The 24847-nt window shown below is 44.2% G+C and carries 21 protein-coding genes; 14 read left to right on the forward strand and 7 right to left on the reverse strand.

Translation table 11 applies throughout. From position 1 onward, the window contains the following. Positions 1–231: 231 nt before the first annotated feature. Positions 232–2436, reverse strand: coding sequence for a primosomal protein N' (gene priA / locus OCU30_RS11340; protein ID WP_077315141.1), 2205 nt, complete (start codon positions 2434–2436; stop codon positions 232–234). Between the two features lie 303 nt (positions 2437–2739). Here priA and rpmE point away from each other — a divergent pair, with 303 nt between their 5' ends. Both rpmE and OCU30_RS11350 read left to right on the forward strand, forming a co-directional pair. Next, on the forward strand, positions 2740–2955 hold the full coding sequence (gene rpmE / locus OCU30_RS11345) for a 50S ribosomal protein L31 (RefSeq protein ID WP_077315142.1): 216 nt from the start codon (positions 2740–2742) through the stop codon (positions 2953–2955). Between the two features lie 285 nt (positions 2956–3240). Beyond that, positions 3241–4509 (forward strand): malic enzyme-like NAD(P)-binding protein, encoded by a 1269-nt coding sequence (locus tag OCU30_RS11350; protein ID WP_077315143.1) that lies wholly within the window; start codon positions 3241–3243, stop codon positions 4507–4509. 98 nt (positions 4510–4607) lie between these two features. Here the strand turns inward: OCU30_RS11350 and metJ are convergent, their stop codons facing one another. After that, positions 4608–4925 (reverse strand): met regulon transcriptional regulator MetJ, encoded by a 318-nt coding sequence (metJ, locus tag OCU30_RS11355; protein ID WP_077315144.1) that lies wholly within the window; start codon positions 4923–4925, stop codon positions 4608–4610. A 199-nt stretch (positions 4926–5124) separates the two neighbouring features. On the opposite strand from metJ, the gene OCU30_RS11360 reads away from it, so the two are divergent. Both OCU30_RS11360 and OCU30_RS11365 read left to right on the forward strand, forming a co-directional pair. Further along, on the forward strand, positions 5125–6291 hold the full coding sequence (locus OCU30_RS11360; protein WP_077315145.1) for an O-succinylhomoserine (thiol)-lyase: 1167 nt from the start codon (positions 5125–5127) through the stop codon (positions 6289–6291). Next, on the forward strand, positions 6292–8703 hold the full coding sequence (locus OCU30_RS11365) for a bifunctional aspartate kinase/homoserine dehydrogenase II (protein WP_077315146.1): 2412 nt from the start codon (positions 6292–6294) through the stop codon (positions 8701–8703). It begins immediately after the preceding gene. Positions 8704–8798: 95 nt separating this feature from the next. Here the strand turns inward: OCU30_RS11365 and zapB are convergent, their stop codons facing one another. Then, the gene (gene zapB, locus OCU30_RS11370) at positions 8799–9041 is read right to left on the reverse strand and encodes a cell division protein ZapB (RefSeq protein ID WP_077315147.1); all 243 of its coding nucleotides are present in this window, start codon (positions 9039–9041) and stop codon (positions 8799–8801) included. A gap of 316 nt (positions 9042–9357) precedes the next feature. On the opposite strand from zapB, the gene glpX reads away from it, so the two are divergent. Continuing rightward, entirely contained in the window at positions 9358–10365 is a 1008-nt protein-coding gene (glpX, locus tag OCU30_RS11375) for a class II fructose-bisphosphatase (protein WP_077315148.1), read from the forward strand. Between the two features lie 54 nt (positions 10366–10419). Here the strand turns inward: glpX and pfkA are convergent, their stop codons facing one another. Next, a complete protein-coding gene (pfkA, locus tag OCU30_RS11380) occupies positions 10420–11382 on the reverse strand; it encodes a 6-phosphofructokinase (RefSeq protein ID WP_077315149.1) in 963 nt (320 codons plus the stop codon). A 206-nt stretch (positions 11383–11588) separates the two neighbouring features. Further along, entirely contained in the window at positions 11589–12524 is a 936-nt protein-coding gene (fieF, locus tag OCU30_RS11385; protein ID WP_077315150.1) for a CDF family cation-efflux transporter FieF, read from the reverse strand. Positions 12525–12702: 178 nt separating this feature from the next. Between fieF and OCU30_RS11390 the strand changes: the two genes are divergently transcribed. The 4 genes from OCU30_RS11390 to trmL all read left to right on the forward strand — a co-directional run bounded on the left by OCU30_RS11390 (position 12703) and on the right by trmL (position 16045). Then, positions 12703–13392, forward strand: coding sequence for a response regulator (locus tag OCU30_RS11390; RefSeq protein WP_077315151.1), 690 nt, complete (start codon positions 12703–12705; stop codon positions 13390–13392). After that, a complete protein-coding gene (cpxA, locus tag OCU30_RS11395; RefSeq protein WP_077315152.1) occupies positions 13392–14777 on the forward strand; it encodes an envelope stress sensor histidine kinase CpxA in 1386 nt (461 codons plus the stop codon). The genes OCU30_RS11390 and cpxA overlap by 1 nt, the downstream gene beginning before the upstream one ends. A 77-nt stretch (positions 14778–14854) precedes the next feature. After that, positions 14855–15460 carry a superoxide dismutase gene (locus OCU30_RS11400; protein ID WP_077315153.1) on the forward strand — a complete coding sequence of 202 codons (606 nt, stop codon included), beginning with the start codon at positions 14855–14857 and terminating at the stop codon, positions 15458–15460. A gap of 108 nt (positions 15461–15568) precedes the next feature. Beyond that, positions 15569–16045, forward strand: a complete 477-nt coding sequence (trmL, locus tag OCU30_RS11405) for a tRNA (uridine(34)/cytosine(34)/5-carboxymethylaminomethyluridine(34)-2'-O)-methyltransferase TrmL (RefSeq protein ID WP_077315154.1) — start codon at positions 15569–15571, stop codon at positions 16043–16045. Positions 16046–16078: 33 nt separating this feature from the next. Here the strand turns inward: trmL and OCU30_RS11410 are convergent, their stop codons facing one another. Continuing rightward, on the reverse strand, positions 16079–16567 hold the full coding sequence (locus tag OCU30_RS11410) for an FxsA family protein (protein WP_077315155.1): 489 nt from the start codon (positions 16565–16567) through the stop codon (positions 16079–16081). A gap of 200 nt (positions 16568–16767) precedes the next feature. On the opposite strand from OCU30_RS11410, the gene OCU30_RS11415 reads away from it, so the two are divergent. From OCU30_RS11415 to OCU30_RS11430, 4 genes are all read left to right on the forward strand, one after another. After that, entirely contained in the window at positions 16768–18669 is a 1902-nt protein-coding gene (locus tag OCU30_RS11415; protein ID WP_077315156.1) for a diguanylate cyclase, read from the forward strand. Between the two features lie 188 nt (positions 18670–18857). Continuing rightward, complete coding sequence (aspA, locus tag OCU30_RS11420) at positions 18858–20309, forward strand: aspartate ammonia-lyase (protein WP_077315157.1); 1452 nt, start codon at positions 18858–18860, stop codon at positions 20307–20309. A gap of 191 nt (positions 20310–20500) precedes the next feature. After that, a complete protein-coding gene (locus tag OCU30_RS11425) occupies positions 20501–22273 on the forward strand; it encodes a protein-disulfide reductase DsbD (protein ID WP_077315158.1) in 1773 nt (590 codons plus the stop codon). A gap of 143 nt (positions 22274–22416) precedes the next feature. Continuing rightward, positions 22417–23046, forward strand: a complete 630-nt coding sequence (locus OCU30_RS11430; protein WP_077315159.1) for a response regulator transcription factor — start codon at positions 22417–22419, stop codon at positions 23044–23046. An 18-nt stretch (positions 23047–23064) separates the two neighbouring features. Here OCU30_RS11430 and OCU30_RS11435 read toward each other — a convergent pair whose 3' ends face one another. After that, positions 23065–23736 (reverse strand): 7-cyano-7-deazaguanine/7-aminomethyl-7-deazaguanine transporter, encoded by a 672-nt coding sequence (locus OCU30_RS11435; protein ID WP_077315160.1) that lies wholly within the window; start codon positions 23734–23736, stop codon positions 23065–23067. A 379-nt stretch (positions 23737–24115) separates the two neighbouring features. On the opposite strand from OCU30_RS11435, the gene gmk reads away from it, so the two are divergent. After that, positions 24116–24739: a guanylate kinase gene (gene gmk / locus OCU30_RS11440; protein WP_077315200.1), complete on the forward strand. Its 624-nt coding sequence runs from the start codon at positions 24116–24118 to the stop codon at positions 24737–24739. The last annotated feature ends 108 nt before the right edge of the window (positions 24740–24847 follow it).

The following is a 24847-nucleotide window of genomic DNA, read 5'->3' on the forward strand; positions in this document are numbered from 1 at the left end:
TTCAGTAGAGGCCAGCCACAGAGTTCTTTTATTACACACTCTTAAACTATCCGTTAATAATTATGGATGAAATCATGGCGCGGATTCGCGCTTCACGATGAGTACTACTCAGTCTATGCATTTCACTTTGACTGCATAAGGCTCAACATAACAAATTATACATGACTAGAGTGATATTAATCACACTTTCTTACATTACATTTTATAAGCCTAGCAAAGATTTATAATTTTTCATGAAAGATCTTGTGGCTCAATATCTAAGGTCCATCTCACTTTCTTAGCTAAGGGTAATAAGTTAATCGCTGGCTTGGCGCTGCGCAGCAAAATTTGCATTAATGTACGAGACTCAGCCTGAATCAAAAGTTGCCAGCGAAACTTCCCCGCGCGTTTAGCTAAGGGAGCTGGCGTAGGCCCCAATACCATACACGTATCATTAAATTGAGGATGGCTTTCAAAGGTATGTCTCATCTGTCGCAGAAAGTCTTCCACTTGCTGAGAGTCGTTCGCTTCAGCTCGTACTAACGTTAGATAGCTGTATGGTGGCAAGGCCGCCATTTTACGTTCTTGCAGCGCCGTTTGGGCAAACTCGTTATAGCCTTTATTGAGCAATGCTTGTAATAAAGCATGTTCTGGATGATGAGTTTGCAAGAACACTTCTCCCGGCTTACTCGAACGTCCAGCCCTTCCTGAAACTTGAATAAAAAGCTGAGCAAAGCGCTCAGCGGCGCGAAAATCACTGCTATATAATGAACCATCAACATCTAATAGCCCCACCATAGTCACATCAGGAAAATGATGACCTTTAGCGAGCATTTGGGTACCGATAAGAATTTGGTATTCCCCATTGCGAATTGCTTGAAGAGCCGTTTCTAAGCTGCCTTTACGGCGCGTACTGTCTCTATCAATACGAATCGATTTGTACTCGGGGAATAACTCACTTAACTGGGTCTCTAACTGCTCGGTTCCCACCCCGACGGTCACTAAGTGAGTCGATCCGCACGAGCCGCACTGATGTAATACCGGATGTTGAGATCCACAATGGTGACAACGCATTTCTCGGCTATTTTGATGATAGGTATAGTATGCATCGCACCGTTTACAATCAGCAATCCAGCCGCATTCATGACACATTAAAGCCGGTGAAAAACCTCGCCGATTTAAAAACAATAATACTTGATTACCGGCCTGTAAGTGACGACGCATTTGGGCGATCAACGGCGCGGATAAACCACTTTCAAGGAACAGACCTTTCACATCGAGTACATGATTCGTTGTCGGTACTGATAGCCCCGCACGCTGCGTAAGGTGCAGGTGATGATATTTTCCTGTTAGGGCATTATGTAATGTTTCTAAGGCCGGCGTTGCGGTGCCTAATACAATAGGAATGTTTTCTTTCGCCGCGCGCATTACGGCGACATCACGAGCATGATAACGTAAGCTATCTTGCTGTTTATAAGAAGAGTCATGCTCCTCATCAACAATAATAATCCCGAGGTCTGCAAATGGGGCAAGCAAGGCTGAACGGGTACCTATAATAATACCCGCCGCTTTATCCCGGGCACTCAACCATGCATTAAGCCGCTCAGTATCGTTAAGCCCTGAGTGGATGACCTCAATCGGAACATTAAAACGGCGTTTAAATCGATTAATCGTTTGTGGTGTTAAACCAATTTCAGGCACTAAGACTAAAGCTTGCTTACCTTGCTCCAAAATAGGCTTAATCATATTCAAGTAAACTTCTGTTTTTCCTGAACCGGTCACCCCTTGTAGTAAATAGCAAGCAAAGGTCGGCTCACTATTGACCGCAGCAATGGCAATCGCTTGCTCTCCACTTAGCTTAGGCTTATCAACATCAGCTTCTATCTGTTTTGGCCAAGGCTTAACCGAAGGCTGGCGTTCATGCATTTCTACCCAGCCCTTTTTTTCTAACGCTTTCAACGTCGTGGATGCAATATCTTCATCTAACAACATAGAGTGAGAAACGGGCCCACTTTCTAAGCGATACATCGCACGGTTTTGCTGCACCGCGCGCGCAGAGAGCCCCACCATAAATTGGTTACGCCCTTCTTCGGTTAAAGACCATTCTCGATAAGGACTAAAGCTCGCCGCTTTTCCTTGCCGAATAGCGGTTGGCATCGCATTCGCCAACGTATCTCCCAATGGGTGATGATAAAACTGACTGCACCAAAACAACAGTTGATATAGCGACTCAGGCCACACTGGCTGGCTATCTAATACCGCATAAATAGGTTTAAGCTGATCTTTAGGAAAATCCGACTCACTCACTAGTGCCGTCACGATCCCCACTAAAGTTTGCCGACCAAAAGGTACAGAGACACGCCCACCTATAATCGGAAAAAGGTGGCTAGGAATGACATAGTCAAACTGCTTATCTAAAGGTACTGGTAACGCCACGCGGGCAATTGATGGGAGCATAAATACTATCGTTAGGGGAACTAAGAGCCAGTAAACAGTTTACTGGATGGCGGATATAAATTCGAATCAATATCAGGCGACTGGTTATATTCAGCTATCTATACAGACTATACCGTAGATACCCATTAGAATTCGACCAAAATAACAACAAACCAGTTGATCGTAAGACGGGGATTCTTTATCATAGCGCGCCTTAACGTTCTGGCCTTTAATATAAGAGCCTAAACGTTTTTTACCATTAACTTACGTGTGGTGTCCAACTTAGATTTGGATAGCGACACGGCCTAATATTGAGGTTATCCCATGAAGACTGGTATCCACCCAGAATACACAGACGTGAACGCAAGCTGTTCTTGTGGCAACACTTTCACGTTTAAATCAACACTAAGCAAAGATACTCTACACCTAGACGTGTGTGACAAATGTCACCCATTCTACACAGGTAAGCAACGTATCGTTGATACCGGTGGTCGTGTTGATCGCTTCAACAAGCGTTTCGGTAGCCTTACAAGCAAATAAGCATGTTTGCTTTGTAAATACTGAAGTAAAAGGGCGCTGTATAGCGTCCTTTTCGATCCTATCCTGTTCTGCAAACTGTATTCACCGTCCAAATCTCCCTGTTTTCGTACCATTGTAAACCTCATAAATAAAGCAAACCTTTGCCTTACTCTCCGCTGGTCTTATCAGTAATTAACGCCATTAAAACTTCGCCATATTGCCTGTCGTCAACTAGGCACTGATAACATCCTGTTTTAGAATAATGCGCTTTCTACACCCCCTAAAAAAAACAATAGAGATCATCCAATGTCCGATAACCAAGCAAACCTTAAAGAAGCTTTTCGCCAAGAAGCGCTCAAATATCACGCTTACCCGACTCCAGGTAAAATTGCAGTCGCCCTCACTAAACCTGCAGATTCGGCGCATGACTTAGCGCTTGCTTATAGCCCAGGCGTTGCTGAACCTGTCCGTGAAATCGCACAAAATCCTGACAACATTTATAAGTATACTGGTAAAGGCAATACCGTTGCTGTCATTTCAAACGGTACGGCAATACTCGGTTTGGGTAACTTGGGACCACAAGCATCAAAACCTGTTATGGAAGGTAAAGCGCTGCTGTTCAAACGTTTTGCTGGTTTAGACTCTATCGACATTGAAGTAAAACACCGCACTACAGAAGAGTTCATTAATACTGTTGCCAGCATCGCTGATACGTTTGGTGGCATTAATCTTGAAGATATTAAAGCACCGGATTGTTTTGAAATTGAACGTCAATTGATTGAACGTTGTGACGTTCCAGTTTTCCATGATGACCAGCACGGAACAGCCATTGTCACTGCGGCAGGCATGTTGAACGCGATTGAACTGCAAGGTAAACAACTCGAAGACTGCACGATTGTCTGCTTAGGTGCTGGCGCGGCCGCGATTGCCTGTATGGAATTATTAATTCAATGCGGCGCAATGCGCGAAAAAATCTACATGCTCGATCGCAAAGGCGTCATCCATACTCGCCGTGACGACATCAACGAATACAAGCAGCGTTTTGCCAATAACACAGACAAACGTACTCTCGATGATGTGATTGCCGGCGCTGACCTGTTTTTAGGCGTATCGGGGCCAGATCTACTAACGAGCGAGCAACTTGCGTTGATGGCAGATAAACCTGTGGTGTTCGCTTGCTCGAACCCAGATCCAGAAATCAACCCTGAAGTGGCGCATAACACGCGTAACGATCTCATTATGGGAACGGGTCGTAGTGACTACCCTAACCAAGTGAATAATGTGTTGTGCTTCCCATTCATCTTCCGCGGGGCGCTGGATGTACGCGCGAGCGAAATCAACATTGAAATGAAATTGGCAGCCGTTGATGCTATCCGTCAACTAGCCAAAGAAACCGTACCGAGTGATGTATTGAAAGCGGCTGGGATTGATAACTTATCATTCGGTCCAGCTTACATTATTCCAAAACCAATGGACGCACGCTTACTGCCACGCGTTGCTCGTGCTGTTGCTGAAGCGGCCGTGGAATCGGGCGTCGCTCGCATTGATTTACCTGAAGGCTACATGGCCGACTAATGTATCTATATGTGTAAAACATCCTGTCAATAAAACAAAAAGCCCAGCAATGCTGGGCTTTTTTGTCTAACCAATCTTCCTACACGGCTCACGCGGACTTAGTCGTCAAACGACTCAAATTCAATCCCCATACGCGTCATCATTTCTTTTGCTTCAACGGGGATATCATCCGGCCCATCCTTGCGCAAGTCTTCATCGGTCGGCAATGGTTGACCCGTGTAAGCATGTAAAAACGCTTCACACAATAGTTCACTGTTAGTGGCATGTCGTAAATTATTAATCTGGCGACGAGTACGCTCATCCGTCAGCACTTTTAGTACCTTAAGTGGAATGGATACGGTGATTTTTTTCACCTGTTCACTTTTTTTACCATGTTCCGCATAAGGGCTTATATAGTCGCCGCTCCAATCTGCCATTGCGCACCTTCGTTCAGTCGTTCAGAAAATAAATAATCAGTAATGTAATTTTAACGGTATTTACTGCTATAAGCAAAGACATATAGATGGCTAGATGTGTTGACGTCCACAAAAACACACAGTAAAGTAGGTTGATAAACCTGCGCCTTGACGATAAGTTTGGTGACAGCAGCCCTCAGCGTTCAGGAAAGGATACATTATGAACCAACATAAACCCGATACCATTGCCGTTCGAACAGGAATTGAATCTGATTCACAACATCACGCCGTTGTTCCCCCTATTTATTTATCCACGAACTACGGCTTTCCAGCATTTGGGGAAGTTCCTACTTACGACTATACACGCTCTGGGAATCCCAACCGTAGTCTGTTAGAAGAGGCGCTGTCTGAATTAGAAGCTGGCGCAGGGGCCACGATTACTAACTGTGGTACCGCCGCCATCAATTTATGGATCACTGCTTTTCTTGGCCCCAATGATCTTATTATTGCCCCACATGACTGCTATGGCGGAACCTATCGTTTACTGAATACTCGCGCGCAAAAAGGCGATTTCAAGGTTAAATTCATAGACCAAAGCAATGACTTACAAGTCCAAGAGGCACTGAGCCAACAGCCTAAATTACTGCTGATTGAAACGCCATCTAACCCATTGATTCGTGTGGTTGATATCAAGAAAGTATGCAATCAAGCAAAACAACACGGCACGTTAGTCGCCGTGGATAACACATTTTTGACACCCGTATATCAACAACCCCTTACACTAGGCGCTGACTTTGTTATTCACTCGACCACCAAATACATCAATGGACATTCTGATGTTATCGGCGGTGTGCTGATCAGCGGTACACAAGCACATGCCGAAAAAGTAGCGTGGTGGGGAAATTGTATTGGGGCAACAGGTACGCCGTTTGATAGCTATCTCACTTTACGTGGCTTACGTACCTTGAGTGTACGTATGCGCCAGCACGAAGAAAGTGCCACTCGTCTACTGCAATACTTAAATGAGCAAGAGCTGGTCGGCACGATTTATCACCCAAGCTTGCCTGACCACCCTGGGCATGAAATTGCACAACAGCAACAGCGTGGCTTCGGCAGCATGCTAAGCTTCGAGGTGAATGCCACTTTTGAACAACTCAAAGTTTTCGTCAGCTCACTGAAACTGTTCTCATTGGCTGAATCTCTTGGGGGAGTAGAAAGTCTGATTTGTCACCCAGCTACAATGACACATCGCGCGATGGGTGAAGCTGCCCTAGCAGAAGCCGGCATTTCTCAACTATTGTTACGTGTTTCTGTCGGTTTAGAAGCAGCAGAAGATCTCATTGCCGATTTAGAACAAGCATTTACTATCGCGAAGGAGAGTTGTTAAATGACAACATCGCGCCAATTACATAAATTTGGTGGCAGCAGCCTAGCAGACGCTGAGTGTTATCAGCGTGTTGCACAGATCCTGTGTGATTATTCACACTCTAATGATCTCATTGTCGTATCGGCGGCAGGCAAAACAACCAACCGCTTAATTACCTTTATTGAAGAGTTAAGCAAAGATGGCCGTTTGGCCCATGAAACTTTATTAGCACTGAGACAGTACCAAAGCGAACTGATTACGTCGTTGCTTGACGGTGAAGCGGCTGATCACCTGCTAAGTCAACTTAATGGCGAAATCAGTGAGCTAGGAGAGCTAACGGCACCAATCTCTAGTGAGACTCGTGCGAATATTCTCGGCCATGGTGAAATGTGGTCAGCGCGACTACTCGCCGCTGTCCTTATGGATAAGCAATTAGACTGTGTTATGCAGGACGCGCGTACTTTCTTACGTGCAGAAGCCGGAATCCAACCCGAGGTAGATCGCGCCGCCTCACAACCTCTGCTCAATAACATTCTGGCTCAACACCCAAGTAAGCGCTTAGTCATCACCGGCTTTATGGCTCAAGATAAAGCCGGACATACTGTGTTATTGGGTCGTAATGGTTCAGATTATTCAGCAACGATTATTGGCGCATTAGCCAATGCCAGCTGCGTCACCATTTGGAGCGATGTTGCTGGTGTTTTCAGTGCCGATCCACGTTTAGTTGGCGATGCGTGCTTATTGCCTCTTTTACGTTTAGATGAAGCCAATGAACTGGCACGTTTAGCTGCCCCAGTTTTACATAGTCGCACCTTGCAGCCTGTTGCCCAAAGTACGATGGATTTACATCTACGTTGTAGTTATCAGCCGGAAGCAGGATCGACACGTATTGAGCGGGTGCTTGCCTCTGGACGCGGCGCAAAGATTATCACCTCACTCGACGACGTTTTACTCATCGAGCTGACCTTCGGCCGTCACCACTCATTCCAACAAATTCAACGGGACACGTTGCAACGCTTAAAGCGTATGCAATTAGAGCCACTCGCGTATGAGGCCTTAGAAGACCAATCGCTGCTGCGCTTAGCGTACACAGCAGAAATTACCTCAGGCGCACTCGAGTGTTTGCAAGATGCCGCGGTAGAAGCAGAAATAAAACTCAAGGAAGGCTTCCAGCTTGTTGCTGCTGTCGGCGCAGGCGTGAGTAAAAATGCTAACCATAACTTCGGCTTCTACCAGCAACTCAAAAACCACCCAGTCGAGTTTATCTCTACGACTGAGTCTGGTTTAAGTTTGGTTGCAGTCTTACGCAACACCGACTTACCACCGTTAGTACACAATATTCATACTCAGCTTTTCCAAGCGCAAAAACGCATTGCTTTAGTGTTATGCGGTAAAGGCAATATTGGCGCTAGTTGGCTGCGTTTGTTCTATCAAGAAAAAGCGGAGCTCGAAAAACGGCGTGGTATGAATTTCGAGTTGGTTGCTGTTGTGGATAGCCAGCGCTATGTGTTTAATGAGGCCGGATTAAACGAACAAGACGTTTTTGAACATTACCAAGATAGTGCCATCAATCATGATGGACAAAACTGGTTAGCGTCTGTCGATAACTTACATCGCTATGATGATACGATTGTCTTAGATGTCACAGCAAGCCCTGAGGTAGCAACACAATATCTCGCGTTTGCTCAACATGGTATGCACCTTATTTCCGCTAACAAAGTCGCGGGATCCGCACCCAGTGATTATTACAATCAAGTCAAAGATGCTTTTGCTAAAATTGGGCGTCACTGGTTCTATAATGCGACTGTCGGCGCCGGGCTTCCGATTAACCATACCGTCAGAGACCTACGTGAAAGTGGCGATGACATCACCGCTCTCTCGGGAATTTTCTCCGGTACGCTATCGTGGTTATTCCAGCAATATGATGGCAGTGTTCCATTCAGTCATCTGATTGATCTGGCATGGCAACAGGGACTCACTGAACCCGACCCTCGCCATGATCTCGATGGCTCCGATGTGATGCGTAAACTGGTTATCTTAGCGCGAGAAGCCGGATTCCAGATTGAGCCTGAGACGATTAAAGTCGAGTCTCTAGTCTCGAAAACATTGGCTGACTTATCTTTAGATGCGTTTCTTGACCACAGTGATGAGCTCAATGAATTACTTGCGGAACGTCTTGAAAAAGCACAGCAAGAAGGCAAAGTGCTGCGTTATGTCGCGAGACTGGAAAAAAATGGCCAAGCCTCGGTTGGCGTAGAAGCCTTAGAAAAAGAGCATGCATTAGCGAACTTGTTACCATGCGATAATATTTTCGCCATTGAAAGTCGTTGGTATAAAGATAACCCGCTTGTCATTCGTGGACCTGGTGCAGGACGCGAAGTGACTGCAGGAGCGATTCAGTCGGATCTGAACTTATTATCTCACCTACTCTAAGTTGTGATGCAAATAAAAGACTGCCAGTAGATGATCGGTCAGAAACCAAAAACGCCAGCATTATGCTGGCGTTTTTTTAAATCGATACATTGAAATTATTCAACGTCATCCATTTTACCAAGCAAGTTGCGAATGCGCTCTTGCCAAGCATCGTGTTCTTGCTGAACTTGAATCGCTTTTTGCTCTGATGCAGCACGCTCTTCTTTCAGTTCGCTGTTTTCGTTTTCTACTTGTTGCTTAGACTCTTTAAGCTCTTCTACTTCCATTTGTAGCAACGCAATGGTGTCTACGGCAGTCTGAATTTTTGCTTCTAGTTGTTCTAGTACTTCAAAAGACATGTTGTTTACCCTTTCATGAATCGTTCAACGTGACTCAAGCAGTCACTGTATGCGTCCTATTCTACTCAGCCACGCGTCGATAAACACTCTCTATATTAGAGAAATTACGCTATTTGGTTAAAAAAAAGCCTCTCTTGGACAAAAAGTTAGCTTTTTCGGCGCGTTGTCGTGTGAATGTTACTTATCCCTACCCTAATTTCTGAATCACTTTTGATCAAGCACAAATCTCACTCATGTGAAAACCCTGTCATAGAATGGATTATGTTAGAATTTTCTCAGACTTTTCGTCCTTTTTAATCGTTTGTTTGGAGTAAACATGAAACGTGATTTGGCTTTAGCGTTCTCTCGAGTGACAGAAGGTGCTGCATTAGCAGGACATAAATGGCTTGGGCGCGGTGATAAAAATACGGCTGATGGTGCCGCAGTGGAAGCGATGCGACTGTTACTAAATAGTACCGATATTTCCGGTGAAATTGTCATTGGTGAAGGCGAAATTGATGAAGCCCCAATGCTCTACATTGGCGAAAAAGTCGGCCTAGGCGGTGATGGTGTCGATATCGCGGTGGATCCCATTGAAGGCACACGCATGACCGCAATGGGTCAATCGAATGCCGTTGCCGTACTTGCTGCAGGTGAACAGGGGAGCTTTTTAAAAGCGCCAGACATGTACATGGAAAAGCTGGTCGTTGGGCCGGAAGCCAAAGGCAGTATCGACTTAGAGCAGCCTTTGGCGGTTAATTTATCGAATGTCGCGCAGGCGCTCAATAAACCGCTATCTGAATTGGTTGTCGTCACACTAGCCAAGCCTCGTCATGATGCCATCATTACCGAAATGCAAACCATGGGCGTGCGTGTCTATGCGCTCCCCGATGGCGATGTTGCCGCATCTATCCTCACCTGCATGCCTGATAGCGATGTCGATATGATGTATTGTATCGGTGGGGCGCCAGAAGGCGTTATATCAGCTGCGGTTATTCGTGCTTTAGATGGCGACATGCAAGGCCGCTTACTGCCTCGTCATCAAGTCAAAGGCGAAACCGAAGACAACCGGATTTGGGGAGCAAAAGAACTACAACGCTGCCAAGAAATGGGCGTTGCCGCCAACACTGTCCTCACTCTCAATGACATGGCAAGCAGCGATAATGTTATTTTCTCGGCAACTGGCATCACCAAAGGTGACTTAGTTGAAGGGATCAGTCGTAAGGGTAACATGGCCACCACCGAAACCTTATTAGTTCGTGGCCGTTGCCGTACCATCCGTCGGATTAAATCTACGCATTACTTAGATAGAAAAGACGCCGCAGTTCGCGATCTCATCGTCTAGATACAAAAAAGACCGCCACAGGCGGTCTTTTTAACAGTAATAGCAGCAGCTAACTTAGGATAACTCGTCGGCTACTTTATAAAGGTCTTTACGCACAGGACGACGCATATTTTCAATCGCGTCAATGATATCGTGATGAATCAACTCTTCTTTTTGAATGCCCACACAACGTCCGCCGTGCCCCTCAATCAGCAAGTGTACAGCATAGTTACCCATACGAGAGGCTAAGATACGGTCAAACGCGGTTGGACAACCGCCACGTTGAATATGCCCCAATACGGTTGCACGAGTTTCACGTTCAGTCGCATCTTCAATTTTCTTCGCCAGCTCGTTGGCGTCCATCATCAATTCAGTCAATGTGATAATGGCGTGTTTTTTCCCTCGGCGAATATCATTTTGCAAACTTTTGATAAGTTCGTCCATATTCAGTCCGGTTTCAGGAGAAATAACATACTCACAGCCACCCGCAACCGCGGCCATCAAGGTCAAGTCACCACAATGGCGGCCCATGATCTCAACAATTGAAATACGTTGGTGTGAAGACGACGTATCACGTAAACGGTCAATCGCTTCAATCACGGTATTGAGAGCCGTGTAATAACCAATAGTGTAATCTGTCCCTGCAATATCATTATCAATCGTGCCAGGCAAACCAATACATGGGTAACCCATTTCAGTTAGCTTTTTCGCCCCCATGTAGGAGCCATCACCACCAATAACAACTAAAGCATCAATACCGTGCTTTTGTAGATTTTCGATCGCAACTTGACGTACAGCCTCTTCTTTAAACTCAGGAAAACGAGCTGAACCTAAAAAAGTACCGCCACGGTTAATCACATCAGACACACTGGAACGATCTAATTTTTCGATACGGTCTTCATATAGGCCTAAATAACCGTCAAATACACCGTAAACTTCTAGATCTGCGCCTAATGCTGTTCGTACCACACCGCGAATCGCTGCATTCATGCCAGGTGCATCACCGCCACTGGTCAAAACCCCGATTTTTTTAATCATGCTCACCCTCTACATGTTGGAAACTCATCCAATTATTTTTACGTTACTCAAACTTTACGCTAAGTAACAAAATTCTTATTGTTGGTATATGTTACCTTTCTCCAACGAGAATACTACTATAAAACCATTTTCATGATGGTATGATGAAACGCAAGTATCTCATTCATGCGACCTGCGATTGTTGATACATATCAGAATCGGTCCACTTATTCTGAACGGATTGCGGATGTTCCATACCAATCTTGCGGCTTCACCTCTCCTTGCGCATTCAAAACCACAGATAATGGATCTTGATGGATTAATATATCCGAGTCCGGAAAGGCCGCCCTTAATTTCGACTCCACCATATCAGAAAGCTCATGGGCTTCAAGCAATGGCATCTCATCTTGCAACTCAATATGTAATTGAATGAAACGAATAGGCCCAGACATACGAGTGCGTAATTGATGCATGCCCAATACTCCCTCAACTGACAGCACAATCTCGATAATACGGTGATTATCTTCTTCAGGTAATGAGCGGTCTAATAACGTTTGTATCGCCGTGTTCGCCATTTTTATAGCGCAGTAAGAAATGTAGATTCCAATCACTATCGCAAAGATCGCATCCGCCTGCTGCATCCCAAACCAACTTAACCCCAATGCAAACGCTATCGCGATATTCATGTATAAATCGGTTTGATAGTGCAAGGAATCCGCCGCGATCGCTTGGCTACCGGTTTTCTTAACCACATACTTTTGAAATTGCACCAACCCTGAGGTGGCAATAATCGCTATAATACTGACGTATACCCCCCACTGCGGCGAGACAAGCGCTTGTGGATGAAAAAACCGTTGAACACCATTAAGAATCAAAAAAATCGCAGACCCCGATATAAACATCGCTTGTGCCAAAGCGGCTAACGATTCGGCTTTGCCATGACCAAACTTGTGTTCTTTATCTGCTGGCTGTAAGGCGTATTTTAAAACAATGAGATTGACAACCGAAGCGGCTATATCAATCATGGAATCTATCAAAGACGCTAATAGACTAACGGACCCTGTCATCCACCACGCGATCACTTTAATAATAAGCAACACACTGGCGACAAACGTTGCTAGCCATGCGGCAGCGGTGACTAAACGTGCATAGTCATGTTTCATCTTCTTTCCCTGATAAAATATAGAGTTGTTTATCTTATTGCATTATTGCAGCCGTTACGCACTTCCACAAGCCAATCACAGTGCTGCGTAAATGAACGTAAATACTGATATTAGGACTAAGGACATCAGCACAATCAGGATAAAATACCGACAGGAAATGAATAAAAGTGAGAACAGTATGCCCCATATTTTATTAATCGATGATGATAATGAACTAACCGCGTTACTCCAAGAGGTGCTCAGTTATGAAGGGTTCACCGTCTCAGAAGCCCATGATGGCGAAACTGGTCTATCGCTCATTGATGATAGCATCGACCTCATTTTATTAGACGTCATGATGCCAAACCTCAATGGTACAGAAACACTCAAAAAACTGCGTGAGCAATGGGAAACACCCGTCCTTATGCTGACGGCGAAAGGCGAAGAAGTCGACCGCGTTATCGGCTTAGAGCTAGGGGCTGACGACTACCTACCTAAACCGTTTAGTGATCGAGAGTTATTAGCACGTATTCGTGCAATTTTACGCCGTACTCAAGGACATACCGAACAACCCAAAGCTCAAAGTTTTCTAGAGTACGATGACATTAAAATTAATATCGGTAAGCAAGAAGCTTATTGTCAAAACGAATTACTCGAGCTCACCACAACAGAGTTTGCACTGCTCACTCTCTTTATCGAAAACCCCGGCAGTACGTTATCAAAAGAAGCGTTAAGCATGGATGTACTTGGTAAACATTTGTCGGCATTTGATCGAGCGATTGATATGCATGTATCAAATTTAAGAAAAAAACTGCCAGCACGCCAAGACGATAAGCCTAGAATAAAAACTCTGCGTGGCCGTGGCTACATGTTTCTACTGGAGAATTAATTACCGTGCCCAAATTCAATAGCCTCTATGGTCGTATTTTTGCCATTTTCTGGCTGACAATTGCGATTATTGTGGTGGGAGTACTGGCGATCCCCAATCTTGATCCACGAAAATCCAAAGAGATCCCGTCAGACATGTATCAAAGCATGCTCGATGCTCGTGACATGATTGAAAATCGGTACTCGTACGATCGTAACCTCACTTTTATACTACAAGATCTTGATCGTCACCGTATGCAGCCACATCGCGATAGCAGCCGACCCGACTTTTTCATTACAACGCAAAGTGGCAAAATTCTTTCCAGCCATATTTCCTCCGTTGACACCTTTAGAGCCTTAAAAAACTTTACTTCAAGTATTGATTACTCTGATGCAGCGACACAAAGAGCTTATGGTAAATATCGTATTTCTGGCCCCATCCCTATTGTCCTCGCACAACAACCTTTACTGCTATTTGTGGGTTTTGATTGGAATGGACCGCCCCCTTTTGTGATTCATATGCTCGACCACCCTATTCAATTATTGCTCGTGATTATGCTAATTAGTACCCCTCTTCTTCTATGGCTAGCATGGGCTCTGAGTAAACCAGCACAATATTTGGCACAAGCTGCTAATCGTGTCGCACGCGGTAACTTTATTCCCGAACCCGAACTCGAAAAAGGCACCGATGAGTTTCAGACAGCAGGCAAAAGCTTTAATCAAATGGTGCAAGCGGTGAATACCATGATTTCAGGACAACAGCGTTTACTCTCTGACATCTCCCATGAGTTGCGTTCACCTCTCACCCGCTTAAGAATGGCAACAGGGTTGGCGGTACGTAAACAAGGATCAAGCTCAGAGCTCGAACGTATTGATACCGAAGCACAGCGCTTAGAACACATGATCAGTGAACTACTGGAATTATCGCGAGTACAAACCGATAGCCACCTACAACGAGAAACGCAGCCGCTGACTAGCTTGTGGGAAGAATTACTCGATGATGCACAGTTCGAAGCCGAACAACTCAATAAGGTGCTGTCTTTCAACGCCATCCCCGATGTTGTCATTACGGGAAGCCCAAAGCTACTTATGAGCGCACTCGAAAATATTGTTCGGAATGCGATTAAATATGGTCACTCACACGTACAGGTTCAATTTCAGTTGGATAACCACACATTGACTGTCGCCGTAGAGGATGACGGCCCAGGCGTTCCACCATTACAACGACAAGATATCTTCAGACCATTTTATCGGGTCTCAGAAGCTCGAGATCGAGACAGTGGTGGAACAGGATTAGGGCTAGCCATTACTGAAAGTGCCATTCGCCAGCATAACGGACAAATTGTGGCTCATGAAAGCTCGCTTGGCGGACTGTTGATAACCTTTACTTTACCGATTGGTGCTTAAAAACCACACAAAGAGTACAGTTGATAATGAGAATGATTTTCAATAATATTTAATTTCTTCTCAAGGAGGGTTATATTATGTCACATTCATTTCCAGAGTTACCGTATGCCTATAATGCGTTAGAACCCTACATCGATGCACAAACGATGGAAGTTCATTACAGTAAACATCATCGTACTTACTTTGATAAATTTATCGCTGCGATTGCTGATACTGAGGATGCAAATTCGTCATTAGAGACAATTTTTTCCAAAATATCGACATTACCTGCCGCGATACGCAACAACGGGGGTGGCTATTACAACCATATGCTCTATTGGGAATGTATGAGTCCCAATGGTGGCGGCGAGCCACACGGTGAGCTAGCGGATGCCATTAACCAAAAATTTGGCAGTTTTGCACAGTTCCAAGAAGCATTTACACAAGCCGCAATCAATACGTTCGGTTCGGGTTTTGCTTGGTTGGTCGTCGTGGATGGTGAACTAGAAATTGTGTCGACGAGTAATCAAGACAATCCATTAATGGATGTGTGTCCTATCAATGGCACGCCAATTCTCGCATTAGATGTGTGGGAGCATGCTTATTACTTGAGTTACCGTAACCGTCGTCCTGACTATATTGAAGCATGGTGGAATGTCGTGCATTGGCCGACGATTGCTCAATACTACCAAAACGCCAAATAACCCCTGAAGGCATTGCGGTAAACGTAATGCCTTGCTTTTCTCCCTCTGTACACTGAAGCCTATCGCGTTATACTTTGAGCCCTATCTTTTTAAGGACACTCAAAAGTTATGTTTGATATCGCTCTATACGAACCAGAAATCGCACCGAATACAGGTAATATTATTCGCCTATGTGCAAACTGCGGTGCGAACCTACACTTAATTGAACCATTAGGATTTGATTTAGAAGAGAAAAAAGTTCGTCGCGCGGGGCTGGACTATCATGATCTTGCTCGAGTGACACGCCACAAGGATTACCCAGCATTTATTGAATACCTAGAAAGTGAGCGTGAACACTATCGCATTTTTGCCTGCACAACCAAAACCACAGGCCACCATGTCGATGCCCGCTATCAACGGGGCGATGTTTTACTCTTTGGGCCAGAGACCCGCGGGCTACCTGCAGATTTAATCGACGCACTACCAATGTCACAACGCATTCGCATTCCTATGATGGCCGATGCGCGCAGCTTAAACCTATCTAATTCGGTGGCGATCATTGCTTATGAAGCATGGCGTCAATTTGATTTTCAAGGTGGGCAATAATCCCACCTTGAGATGAAACGATGAATGCAGAGATTACTTTAAGCGATGATGATCATCTTTGTGCTGGTCATCATCAGTATCTTTGGTCTCAAACTCCCCATCGAAAGTACGGCCTTGTTCAGAGCTGTCACGATAAAATCCACCTTGAAAAGACTGACCATTCGACTTCACTACGACTTTAGTCAACAAATAAGCCGCCAGTTTTTGGCGTGGTATCGGTAATAGGACCGCCATACCTAGAATATCGGTCATAAACCCAGGCGTCAGTAACAACACACCAGCAACGGCTAGTAGGACGCCTTCCAAGATTTGTTGTGCCGGAATTTCTCCCTGCTGAACGCGCTGTTGTACCGTCATTAAAGTTTGAATACCTTGGCTACGTACTAAAGACGCCCCAACAAAAGCCGTCACTAACACTAAACCAATAGTTGGCCATAAGCCGATAAATCCACCAACCTGAATAAACAAACCAATTTCAATAATCGGAACAGCAATAAATAATAGTAAGATAATTGGGAACACACGCCCTCCTCAGTCAGAACACCACCATAGCGCCTCACCTAAATAGGTGCAAGATATCCCGTCTCAATGAGATATGCATAAATGTTGCAAGCTATTACGATCTTACCGCAACTCCTTCACATCCTTTATAAATCAAGTGGCAAAATTAGGGCTTCTACACTACTTTTTATATAGTCTATCATCTAGGGATTACATTGCTTATGAAGCGCTTAAGCCAAACCTTATCCAAAGGCGTTCTCATCTGGATTATTTGTTCACTTATCCCGATAGGCTACTACTTATATCAAACGAATAAAGTGTCACAATTCATCGTAGAACAATTGGAATCTCAAGGGTTTCAATTTTTATCGTTTGTCGAAACTCAGGCACATAACACAGCTGCGCGTCTTCAACAAAGTGTCGACCAGCTAAGCCATTCTTCTTTACTGAATCAATACGCGAAAAATGAACAATCGACACTGAAAGAGTACATTGAAAATCAATGGTATATAACATCTTTTACGTCACAACTATTTTATCAACTGCGTTATATTGATATTCATGGTAACGAGCGTATTCGAGTCAATTACGATCTCGAAAAACCTTTCCCTGAGATCGTACCGGATAGTGAACTACAAAATAAAAGCACGCGGGATTATTTTCGTTATGCGACAACTCTCAAGCCTAATGAGCAGGGAGAATTTGGGATTGATATAGAATATGAAAATCATAAACCCGTCATTCCCTACAAGCCTGGCCTACGTATCATTGTCCCCATTAACTCCGACACCCAACGCTTCGGGTATTTTGTTGCTAACTTAAATGTTTTACCCATCATTAAAAAAATGACCGATAACAATCAAGAATTGACGGTGGATTTTGTTGATCGTAATGGTTTTTATATCATAAGTAGTAATCCTAATAAGTTATTTGGCGATCTTATTTCTGAACGCTCTCAGTTTAATATCCCAACTGAGTACCCAATGTTGTGGAAAACAATTTCTCAGCACCCTAATAAAAAAAATGTCGTGCTTACAAGTAAAGGTTTATTTTTCTATCAACCTTTTGTGAATACAGTCTTCGCCAATTCTGGGCCGCTCATCATGATTTCGCACTTTCCAGCCGCACGCTTGAAGCAAATTTTAAGTTCCCGAGATAGCATGATTTTATCGCAGAGTGTGATTATTTGGCTGGTCTTAGGGCTCATCAGTATTTTGGGGTCATTAGTCTGGAATCACCTGCAAGTCAGTAAGCAAAGTAAAATGTTTGCAAAGTTCATTATGGAAAATGGAATGGCGGCAGTCATTACCAATAAAAATCATGACATTATCCAATGTAATCACAAATTCAGTAAACTTTTCCTTATCGACCCCAAACATTTAATGGGTAAAAACCTGCTGCATTTTATCACCGAGTCTCAAGATTTAGAGCAGGTCATATTTGCCCTAGACACGAATAACGAATGGTCAGGCGACCTAGCTTTACTTTCGCCTAACGGCGAACAACTTGTCTGTCAAACGTCCATTCAAGCCCATATGGATAAGCGTCAAAAACGGGTGGAAAACTATATTTACTCCTTTGCCGATGTTTCCAACCATCATCAAGTGATCGAATCATTAACGGATAAAAACCATAGAGATCCAATGACGTCGTTATGGAATAAAGCAAAATTTGAGGACATTCTTGAAATCATGGCGCGCCATCAGCCGACTCAAGTAGACAATGACATTATTAGCAACTATTTGGCGATCATCGATATTGATTCATTCAAAACACTCAATGATACTCATGGACACCGTGTTGGTGATGAAGTCATCATGTATATTGCTCTGCAACTGACCTCATTGCTCAGGCAATCAGATTTTATTGCTCGGATTGGCGGTGATGAGTTCGCAGTCATTATCCAAAGCGAGAGTATCGATACTGTATGCCATATGATGAACCGTGTACGTGTCTCGATTGCTAGTTGGCCAGAATATAACGCCAGTATAAGTATCGGTATCGCCACTATCTCGGAGGATCCAATCATCAGTTTCACTCATGCTGATCAAGCACTTTATCGAGCGAAACGGAAAGGTAGAAACTGTATATCAACCCACAATGACAACATTTCACCGACCTAAAAGTGTTAGATTATCGCGCCGTTAAGAAATGTAAAAAATTGATCATCCTACTTATTTTTCTAAGCGATGTTCAGTATCATCCAATACTGAACATTCAGGGCGTGCTAAACCTCTAATACCCAAAAATCTTGCTCATTGAGGTCTAGTCTGCGTTCTGAATTTAGCAGTAGACTACCAGAGGATCTTCAATGACTACCGAAATAATGACCGCACCAATGCATCTAACTCCCACGCGGCTAGAAGAAGACTTGCTGGGTCAAAGAGAAGTTCCTGCCAGCGCCTATTACGGCATCCATACACTCCGTGCCATGGAAAACTTTCAAATTTCTAGTATGACCATTTCTGATGTTCCAGAATTTATTCGTGGCATGGTCATGACCAAAAAAGCAGCGGCACTAGCTAACCATGAACTAGGCGTTATCCCAAAAGATGTCGCGGCAGCGATCATTCAAGCGTGTGATACCATTTTAACCACAGGCAAATGCATGGATCAGTTTCCTTCTGATGTTTTTCAGGGTGGCGCCGGTACCTCAGTAAACATGAACACCAATGAAGTGATTGCTAACCTAGCCCTCGAAATCATGGGCCATGAGAAAGGCCGTTACGACATCATAAACCCTAATGATCATGTAAACCGCAGCCAATCAACTAATTGTGCTTACCCTACTGGCTTTCGAATTGCAGTCTACAACAGCATTAAGCAGCTAATTCAATCCATTAATTATTTAAAAGCCGAGTTTGCTGCAAAAAGTGCTGAGTTTGACCATATTTTAAAAATGGGCCGCACCCAGTTACAAGATGCGGTTCCTATGACAGTTGGCCAAGAGTTTCACGCTTGGTCTGTGACGCTCAATGAAGAAATTCGTGCATTAGAATATACCTCTAAACTCCTTCTCGAAGTCAACTTAGGAGCAACTGCAATCGGTACCGGTCTTAATGCTGCTCCGGGTTATCAGCAAATGGCCGTCCGACACCTTGCTGAGGTCACCGACCTCCCTGTGGTTCCTGCCGAAGATTTGATTGAAGCCACATCTGACTGTGGTGCCTATGTCATGGCACATGGCGCGCTCAAACGCCTAGCAGTAAAAATGTCTAAGATCTGTAATGACTTACGCTTACTATCATCAGGCCCTCGAGCGGGATTCAATGAATTAAACTTGCCAGAGTTACAAGCGGGTTCATCCATCATGCCTGCGAAAGTGAACCCTGTCGTTCCTGAAGTGGTTAACCAAGTGTGTTTTAAAGTAATGGGGAACGACAACACGATTTCAATTGCAGCCGAAGGCGGACAATTACAATTGAACGTGATGGAACCTGTCATTGCGCAATGTATGTTTGAGTCTATTTCTCTACTTTCAAATGCGTGCATTAATCTAAGTGATAAATGCATTCACGGCATCACAGCAAATAAAGATGTGTGTGAGAATTATGTCTTTAATTCTATTGGTATCGTCACCTATTTAAACCCATACATTGGCCACCATGAAGGTGACATTGTCGGTAAAATCTGTGCCGAAACAGGTAAGAGTGTACGTGAAGTCGTGCTTGAACGTGGCTTACTAACCAGTGAACAGTTGGACGAGATATTCTCATCAGGTAATTTAATGAATCCATCTTACAAAGGAAAACGCTACAACTAAGTGTTACCCGCTAAAGCAATGAGATAGCGCACCAAACACCGATAAGAAAAGCTTCCGTCAGGGAGCTTTTTATTGACGGTGCTTTTTCAACTATGCTTAACTAAATTCAAGCGCCATTCATGAACATTGGCTTGTACTGTGGCGATAAATCATGAACCCGACTCTATTTCTATCAAGGCTAGCCAACCACCATGATCATACGTTGTTTCGCGATTCTTTTCTGGGCACTCTTACACCTGACCTCAGCACATGCGGCGCTATCCAAAAGTTCGTTTTCCCTTTCTTCGCAAGATCAGCAATTTGTTCCAGTCAACCAAGCTTTTCCATTTAGCTCTTATCAACAAGCGGATCAAATCTATATAGATTGGCAAGTAAAGCCAGGCTATTACCTTTATCAAGAACGTATTCAAATACAAGGTGAACAGTTGATATTGGGCGACTATTCTCTCCCAAAAGCGATGCCACATCATGATGAGTTTATGGGCGATGTCCACATATACTCACACCCAACATCACTGCGTATTCCTGTTAACAATGTCGGTCAGCAAGCCAGTATTACTATTCGCTATCAAGGTTGCGCCAAGGCGGGCTTTTGTTATCCGCCGGAAACTCGCGTTATCAAGGTTGCTCCCCCGACGAAGATAACCTCTGAGCAAGCCAAATCCACTGTCGAACAGCACTCTGAACCGAGTCAGCCAAACCACGGTTCATCGTCTCTTACTCAACAACTTGCCGATCACTGGTGGACACCACTGATTTTCTTGCTGTTAGGTATTGGCTTGGCATTCACACCTTGTGTGCTGCCCATGTACCCTATTTTAAGCAGTATTGTACTGGGCAATCGCCAGCAAAGTACTAAGCGTACTTTAATGTTGAGCCTTTTATATGTACAAGGTATGGCTTTAACGTACACCTTATTAGGTTTACTCGTCGCTTCTGCTGGCATGCAGTTTCAAGCAGCCTTACAACAACCGGCCGTTCTTATTACCATCAGTCTTATCTTTGTGTTGCTCGCGGCCTCTATGTTTGGGCTGTTCACTCTTCAGTTACCGAGTGCTTTGCAAACGCGCTTAAATCAACTCAGTGACGAACAACGCGGTGGCCATGGTGTCGGGGTATTTATGATGGGCGCTATTTCTGGGTTAGTCTGTTCCCCCTGTACGACAGCGCCTTTATCTGGCGCGCTGCTATACGTTTCACAAACGGGAGATTTATTAACGGGCGCCGTCACTCTGTATGCTTTATCAATTGGCATGGGAATCCCGCTCATTATCGTCGCCGTATTCGGACAAAAATTACTGCCACAAGCTGGACAGTGGATGACGCACGTTAAAACACTCTTTGGCTTTATTCTGCTCGCGGCGCCGCTTTTACTCCTTGAGCGTATTATTCCAGCGGCTTGGAGCGAATGGCTATGGCTGACACTCGGTCTTGTCAGTTTTGGCTGGCTTTATCACATACACCATAGCGCGCCAATAAAAACGTGGAAAAACAGCGTCCTTGGGATTATTGCTATTTTAGGTCTGAGTGCCTGCGTAATGCCAATGCTTAGCAGTCAGTTAACTTTGCACAATTCAACGCACACCAAGCCATCAGCGACGCTCACTAAGATACCGGTTCGTAATATTACTGAACTCAAAGCTCAGCTCACTAAAGCCAAAGCACAACAGAAACCTGTGATGTTGGATTTATATGCAGACTGGTGTGTCGCCTGTAAGGAATATGAAAAATACACCTTTCACAACCCAGCGGTCGTGAAACATCTTAGTGACTTTGTGGTATTGCAGGCGGATGTTACCCAAAATACACCAACCGATATCGCCTTACTTAAACACTTAAACGTACTCGGTTTACCCACGATCGATTTTTGGAATGCACAAGGTGACTTAGTCCCCACGGCAAGAATCACTGGTTATAAAAATGCAGGGCGTTTTCTCGAGCACTTAACCGATAACGCTTTATAAAATTCGTCGTGCGACCTCTCAACTTGCTAGGTCGCCGACGACAAAATCAGAGCTAGAGCAGACTTTTCAGCCTTACATATTGTTCCCAGTGACAAAGCGCAACATACTGGAACACCTAGGATTAGTCATCAGTACATCACATCATGAACGCGACCTACTCTATTCTCATTGCCGACGATCATCCGCTGTTTCGCACGGCGTTATTGCAATCCATTCAAATGGCGTTCAATCATACCCAATTACTCGAAGCAGACTCACTCGATACGTTATTGCGCTTATTAAACCAAGACGAAGAGATTGATTTATTGCTGTTGGATTTAAAAATGCCGGGGACAAATGGAATGTCTGGATTAATTCAATTACGTTCTGAGTACCCAGACCTCCCCATTGTGGTCATTTCCGCCAGTGAGGAAATCGCCATAGTGTCGCAAGTCAAACACTATGGCGCATTTGGATTTATTCCTAAGTCGAGCGATATGAAAACACTCATCGCCGCCTTGAAACAAGTTCTTGAAGGTTCGCCTTACTTTCCGGAAAGTGCGTTAATCGATACGCCATCATTTGATGATGTTGCCGAGCGTATTGCCTCTCTCACCCCACAGCAATACAAGGTTCTCAGCATGCTTTCTGATGGCTTATTGAATAAGCAGATCGCCTACGAGCTACATGTCTCTGAAGCCACTATTAAAGCGCATTTAACCGCAATATTTCGTAAGTTAGACGTAAAAAACCGGACTCAAGCTGTCATTCTTCTACAAGAACATCACAGTTAAAGTAGCAAGCATTGCCTTTTATTTGCTCGGCGCCGTGACCAAACCTGGCTGGCTCACTGTGGTGATTTTACGAATTAAGAAATTCAGCAATACCCCATACATAGGCACAAACAGGCCAAGGCTAATGATAAGCTTAACGCTATAATCAACTAACGCGATTTCCGTCCAATGCTCGGCCATAAACGCATTAGGGCTTTGATAAAAAGCAATAGCGAAAAAAGCGATAGTATCAAGCGCATTACCAAACAATGTGGATGCTGTTGGCGCTATCCACCACTGTTTCATTTGGCGTAGGCGGTTAAAGACATGAATATCCATGATTTGCCCCAATAGATATGCCATAAAACTCGCGGCAGCAATGCGCGCTACAAAGACATCAAACGTACCAATACCCTCAAAGCCTTGATAACTACCATGAGCAAATACGATCGACAGTAAGTATGAGATCATCAAAGCAGGTAACATCACAAACAAGATAATACGGCGAGCCAAAAGCGCCCCGTAAATCCGAACCGTCAGATCAGTCGCTAAAAAGATAAAAGGAAAGGTAAATGCGCCCCAAGTGGTATGCAAGGAGAACAGCGTAAACGGAATTTGCACCAAATAGTTACTTGAGGCAATCACCAGTAGGTGAAAAAAAACTAGGTATGTCAGCGCTTTGCGCTGTTGTGCAGCAGAAAAAGAAGTCATTATGAGCCTTTTTAGTTTGATTTGGGGGTGAGGGAACCCAAATAGAAAAATGGTTTTTATGCTAATTTTTGCAAATATCAGCATAGAGTATAGGGTCGCGAATTATACGCGTCTATTCGCAAGGTTCAAGATGCTAAAAAATAGCAAACGGTTCCCTTGCAAACTTTTTTGCTGGTTTGTTAATCAGCTCTCTTACGTTATTTCCCCGACATGGATGACGCTTTTTCTTGAGAAGATCGCTAGGATCGTGGTAATCTTCGCGTCCATTTTTCTGACTGACAGGGCGTTCTCTACGACGTTTTTATACAGTCAGTGCTATCTTTAAGGTGTAGTAAATCACCTTATGACACGCAATCACAACCAACGTGGAACCGAGCAGATGAGCAAAGGCACGCTTTATATCGTTTCAGCGCCAAGTGGTGCTGGTAAATCGAGTTTAATTGCCGCTTTGTTGGAGCGTAACCCAACTTATGCAATGAAAGTTTCTGTATCACATACCACTCGTGATATGCGACCTGGCGAGCAAGATGGCAAACATTATCACTTTGTAGACAAAGCACATTTTGAAACGTTAATTGCCAAAGGCGAATTCTTAGAATATGCCGAAGTATTTGGTAATTATTACGGTACATCACGGGTTTGGATTGAAGACAACCTCAATCAAGGCGTCGATATCTTTTTAGATATTGACTGGCAGGGTGCCCGCCAAATTCGTCAGCAAATGCCGCAGGCACAAAGTTTGTTTATTCTGCCTCCATCGCGAGAAGAATTACAACGGCGTCTAACCACTCGTGGTCAAGACAGCCAAGACATCATTAGTGCGCGTATGAGCAAAGCTCAAGCGGAAATTTCACACTATGATGAATACGACTATGTCATTGTAAATGATGACTTTGACCTCGCAATTATGGATTTTAAAGCCATTCTTCGCGCGGAAAGATTGAAGCAAGATAAACAAGCTGCTAAATATGGTGCTATGTTTGCTGCTCTATTGGCCGACTAAACCCATTGTTTGGTCACCATTAAAAATACACACTGTGTGATGCTAGTATATCGGTAGTTTAGACTGTATACTTTCTCGTCATTCAATATTTTAGTTAACTATATATTT

Source organism: Vibrio palustris, from assembly GCF_024346995.1.
In the GTDB taxonomy this organism is placed as follows: Bacteria; Pseudomonadota; Gammaproteobacteria; order Enterobacterales; family Vibrionaceae; genus Vibrio; species Vibrio palustris.

Coding starts and splice junctions, on each gene's coding strand:
- OCU30_RS11425 (WP_077315158.1), top strand. CDS start 20,501: ATGATCATACGTTGTTTCGCGATTCTTTTCTGGGCACTCTTACACCTG.
- OCU30_RS11360 (WP_077315145.1), top strand. CDS start 5,125: ATGAACCAACATAAACCCGATACCATTGCCGTTCGAACAGGAATTGAA.
- OCU30_RS11415 (WP_077315156.1), top strand. CDS start 16,768: ATGAAGCGCTTAAGCCAAACCTTATCCAAAGGCGTTCTCATCTGGATT.
- OCU30_RS11350 (WP_077315143.1), top strand. CDS start 3,241: ATGTCCGATAACCAAGCAAACCTTAAAGAAGCTTTTCGCCAAGAAGCG.
- rpmE (WP_077315142.1), top strand. CDS start 2,740: ATGAAGACTGGTATCCACCCAGAATACACAGACGTGAACGCAAGCTGT.
- metJ (WP_077315144.1), bottom strand. CDS start 4,925: ATGGCAGATTGGAGCGGCGACTATATAAGCCCTTATGCGGAACATGGT.
- OCU30_RS11430 (WP_077315159.1), top strand. CDS start 22,417: ATGAACGCGACCTACTCTATTCTCATTGCCGACGATCATCCGCTGTTT.
- priA (WP_077315141.1), bottom strand. CDS start 2,436: ATGCTCCCATCAATTGCCCGCGTGGCGTTACCAGTACCTTTAGATAAG.
- trmL (WP_077315154.1), top strand. CDS start 15,569: ATGTTTGATATCGCTCTATACGAACCAGAAATCGCACCGAATACAGGT.
- OCU30_RS11400 (WP_077315153.1), top strand. CDS start 14,855: ATGTCACATTCATTTCCAGAGTTACCGTATGCCTATAATGCGTTAGAA.
- gmk (WP_077315200.1), top strand. CDS start 24,116: ATGAGCAAAGGCACGCTTTATATCGTTTCAGCGCCAAGTGGTGCTGGT.
- OCU30_RS11365 (WP_077315146.1), top strand. CDS start 6,292: ATGACAACATCGCGCCAATTACATAAATTTGGTGGCAGCAGCCTAGCA.
- glpX (WP_077315148.1), top strand. CDS start 9,358: ATGAAACGTGATTTGGCTTTAGCGTTCTCTCGAGTGACAGAAGGTGCT.
- OCU30_RS11390 (WP_077315151.1), top strand. CDS start 12,703: ATGCCCCATATTTTATTAATCGATGATGATAATGAACTAACCGCGTTA.
- aspA (WP_077315157.1), top strand. CDS start 18,858: ATGACTACCGAAATAATGACCGCACCAATGCATCTAACTCCCACGCGG.
- fieF (WP_077315150.1), bottom strand. CDS start 12,524: ATGAAACATGACTATGCACGTTTAGTCACCGCTGCCGCATGGCTAGCA.
- pfkA (WP_077315149.1), bottom strand. CDS start 11,382: ATGATTAAAAAAATCGGGGTTTTGACCAGTGGCGGTGATGCACCTGGC.
- OCU30_RS11435 (WP_077315160.1), bottom strand. CDS start 23,736: ATGACTTCTTTTTCTGCTGCACAACAGCGCAAAGCGCTGACATACCTA.
- zapB (WP_077315147.1), bottom strand. CDS start 9,041: ATGTCTTTTGAAGTACTAGAACAACTAGAAGCAAAAATTCAGACTGCC.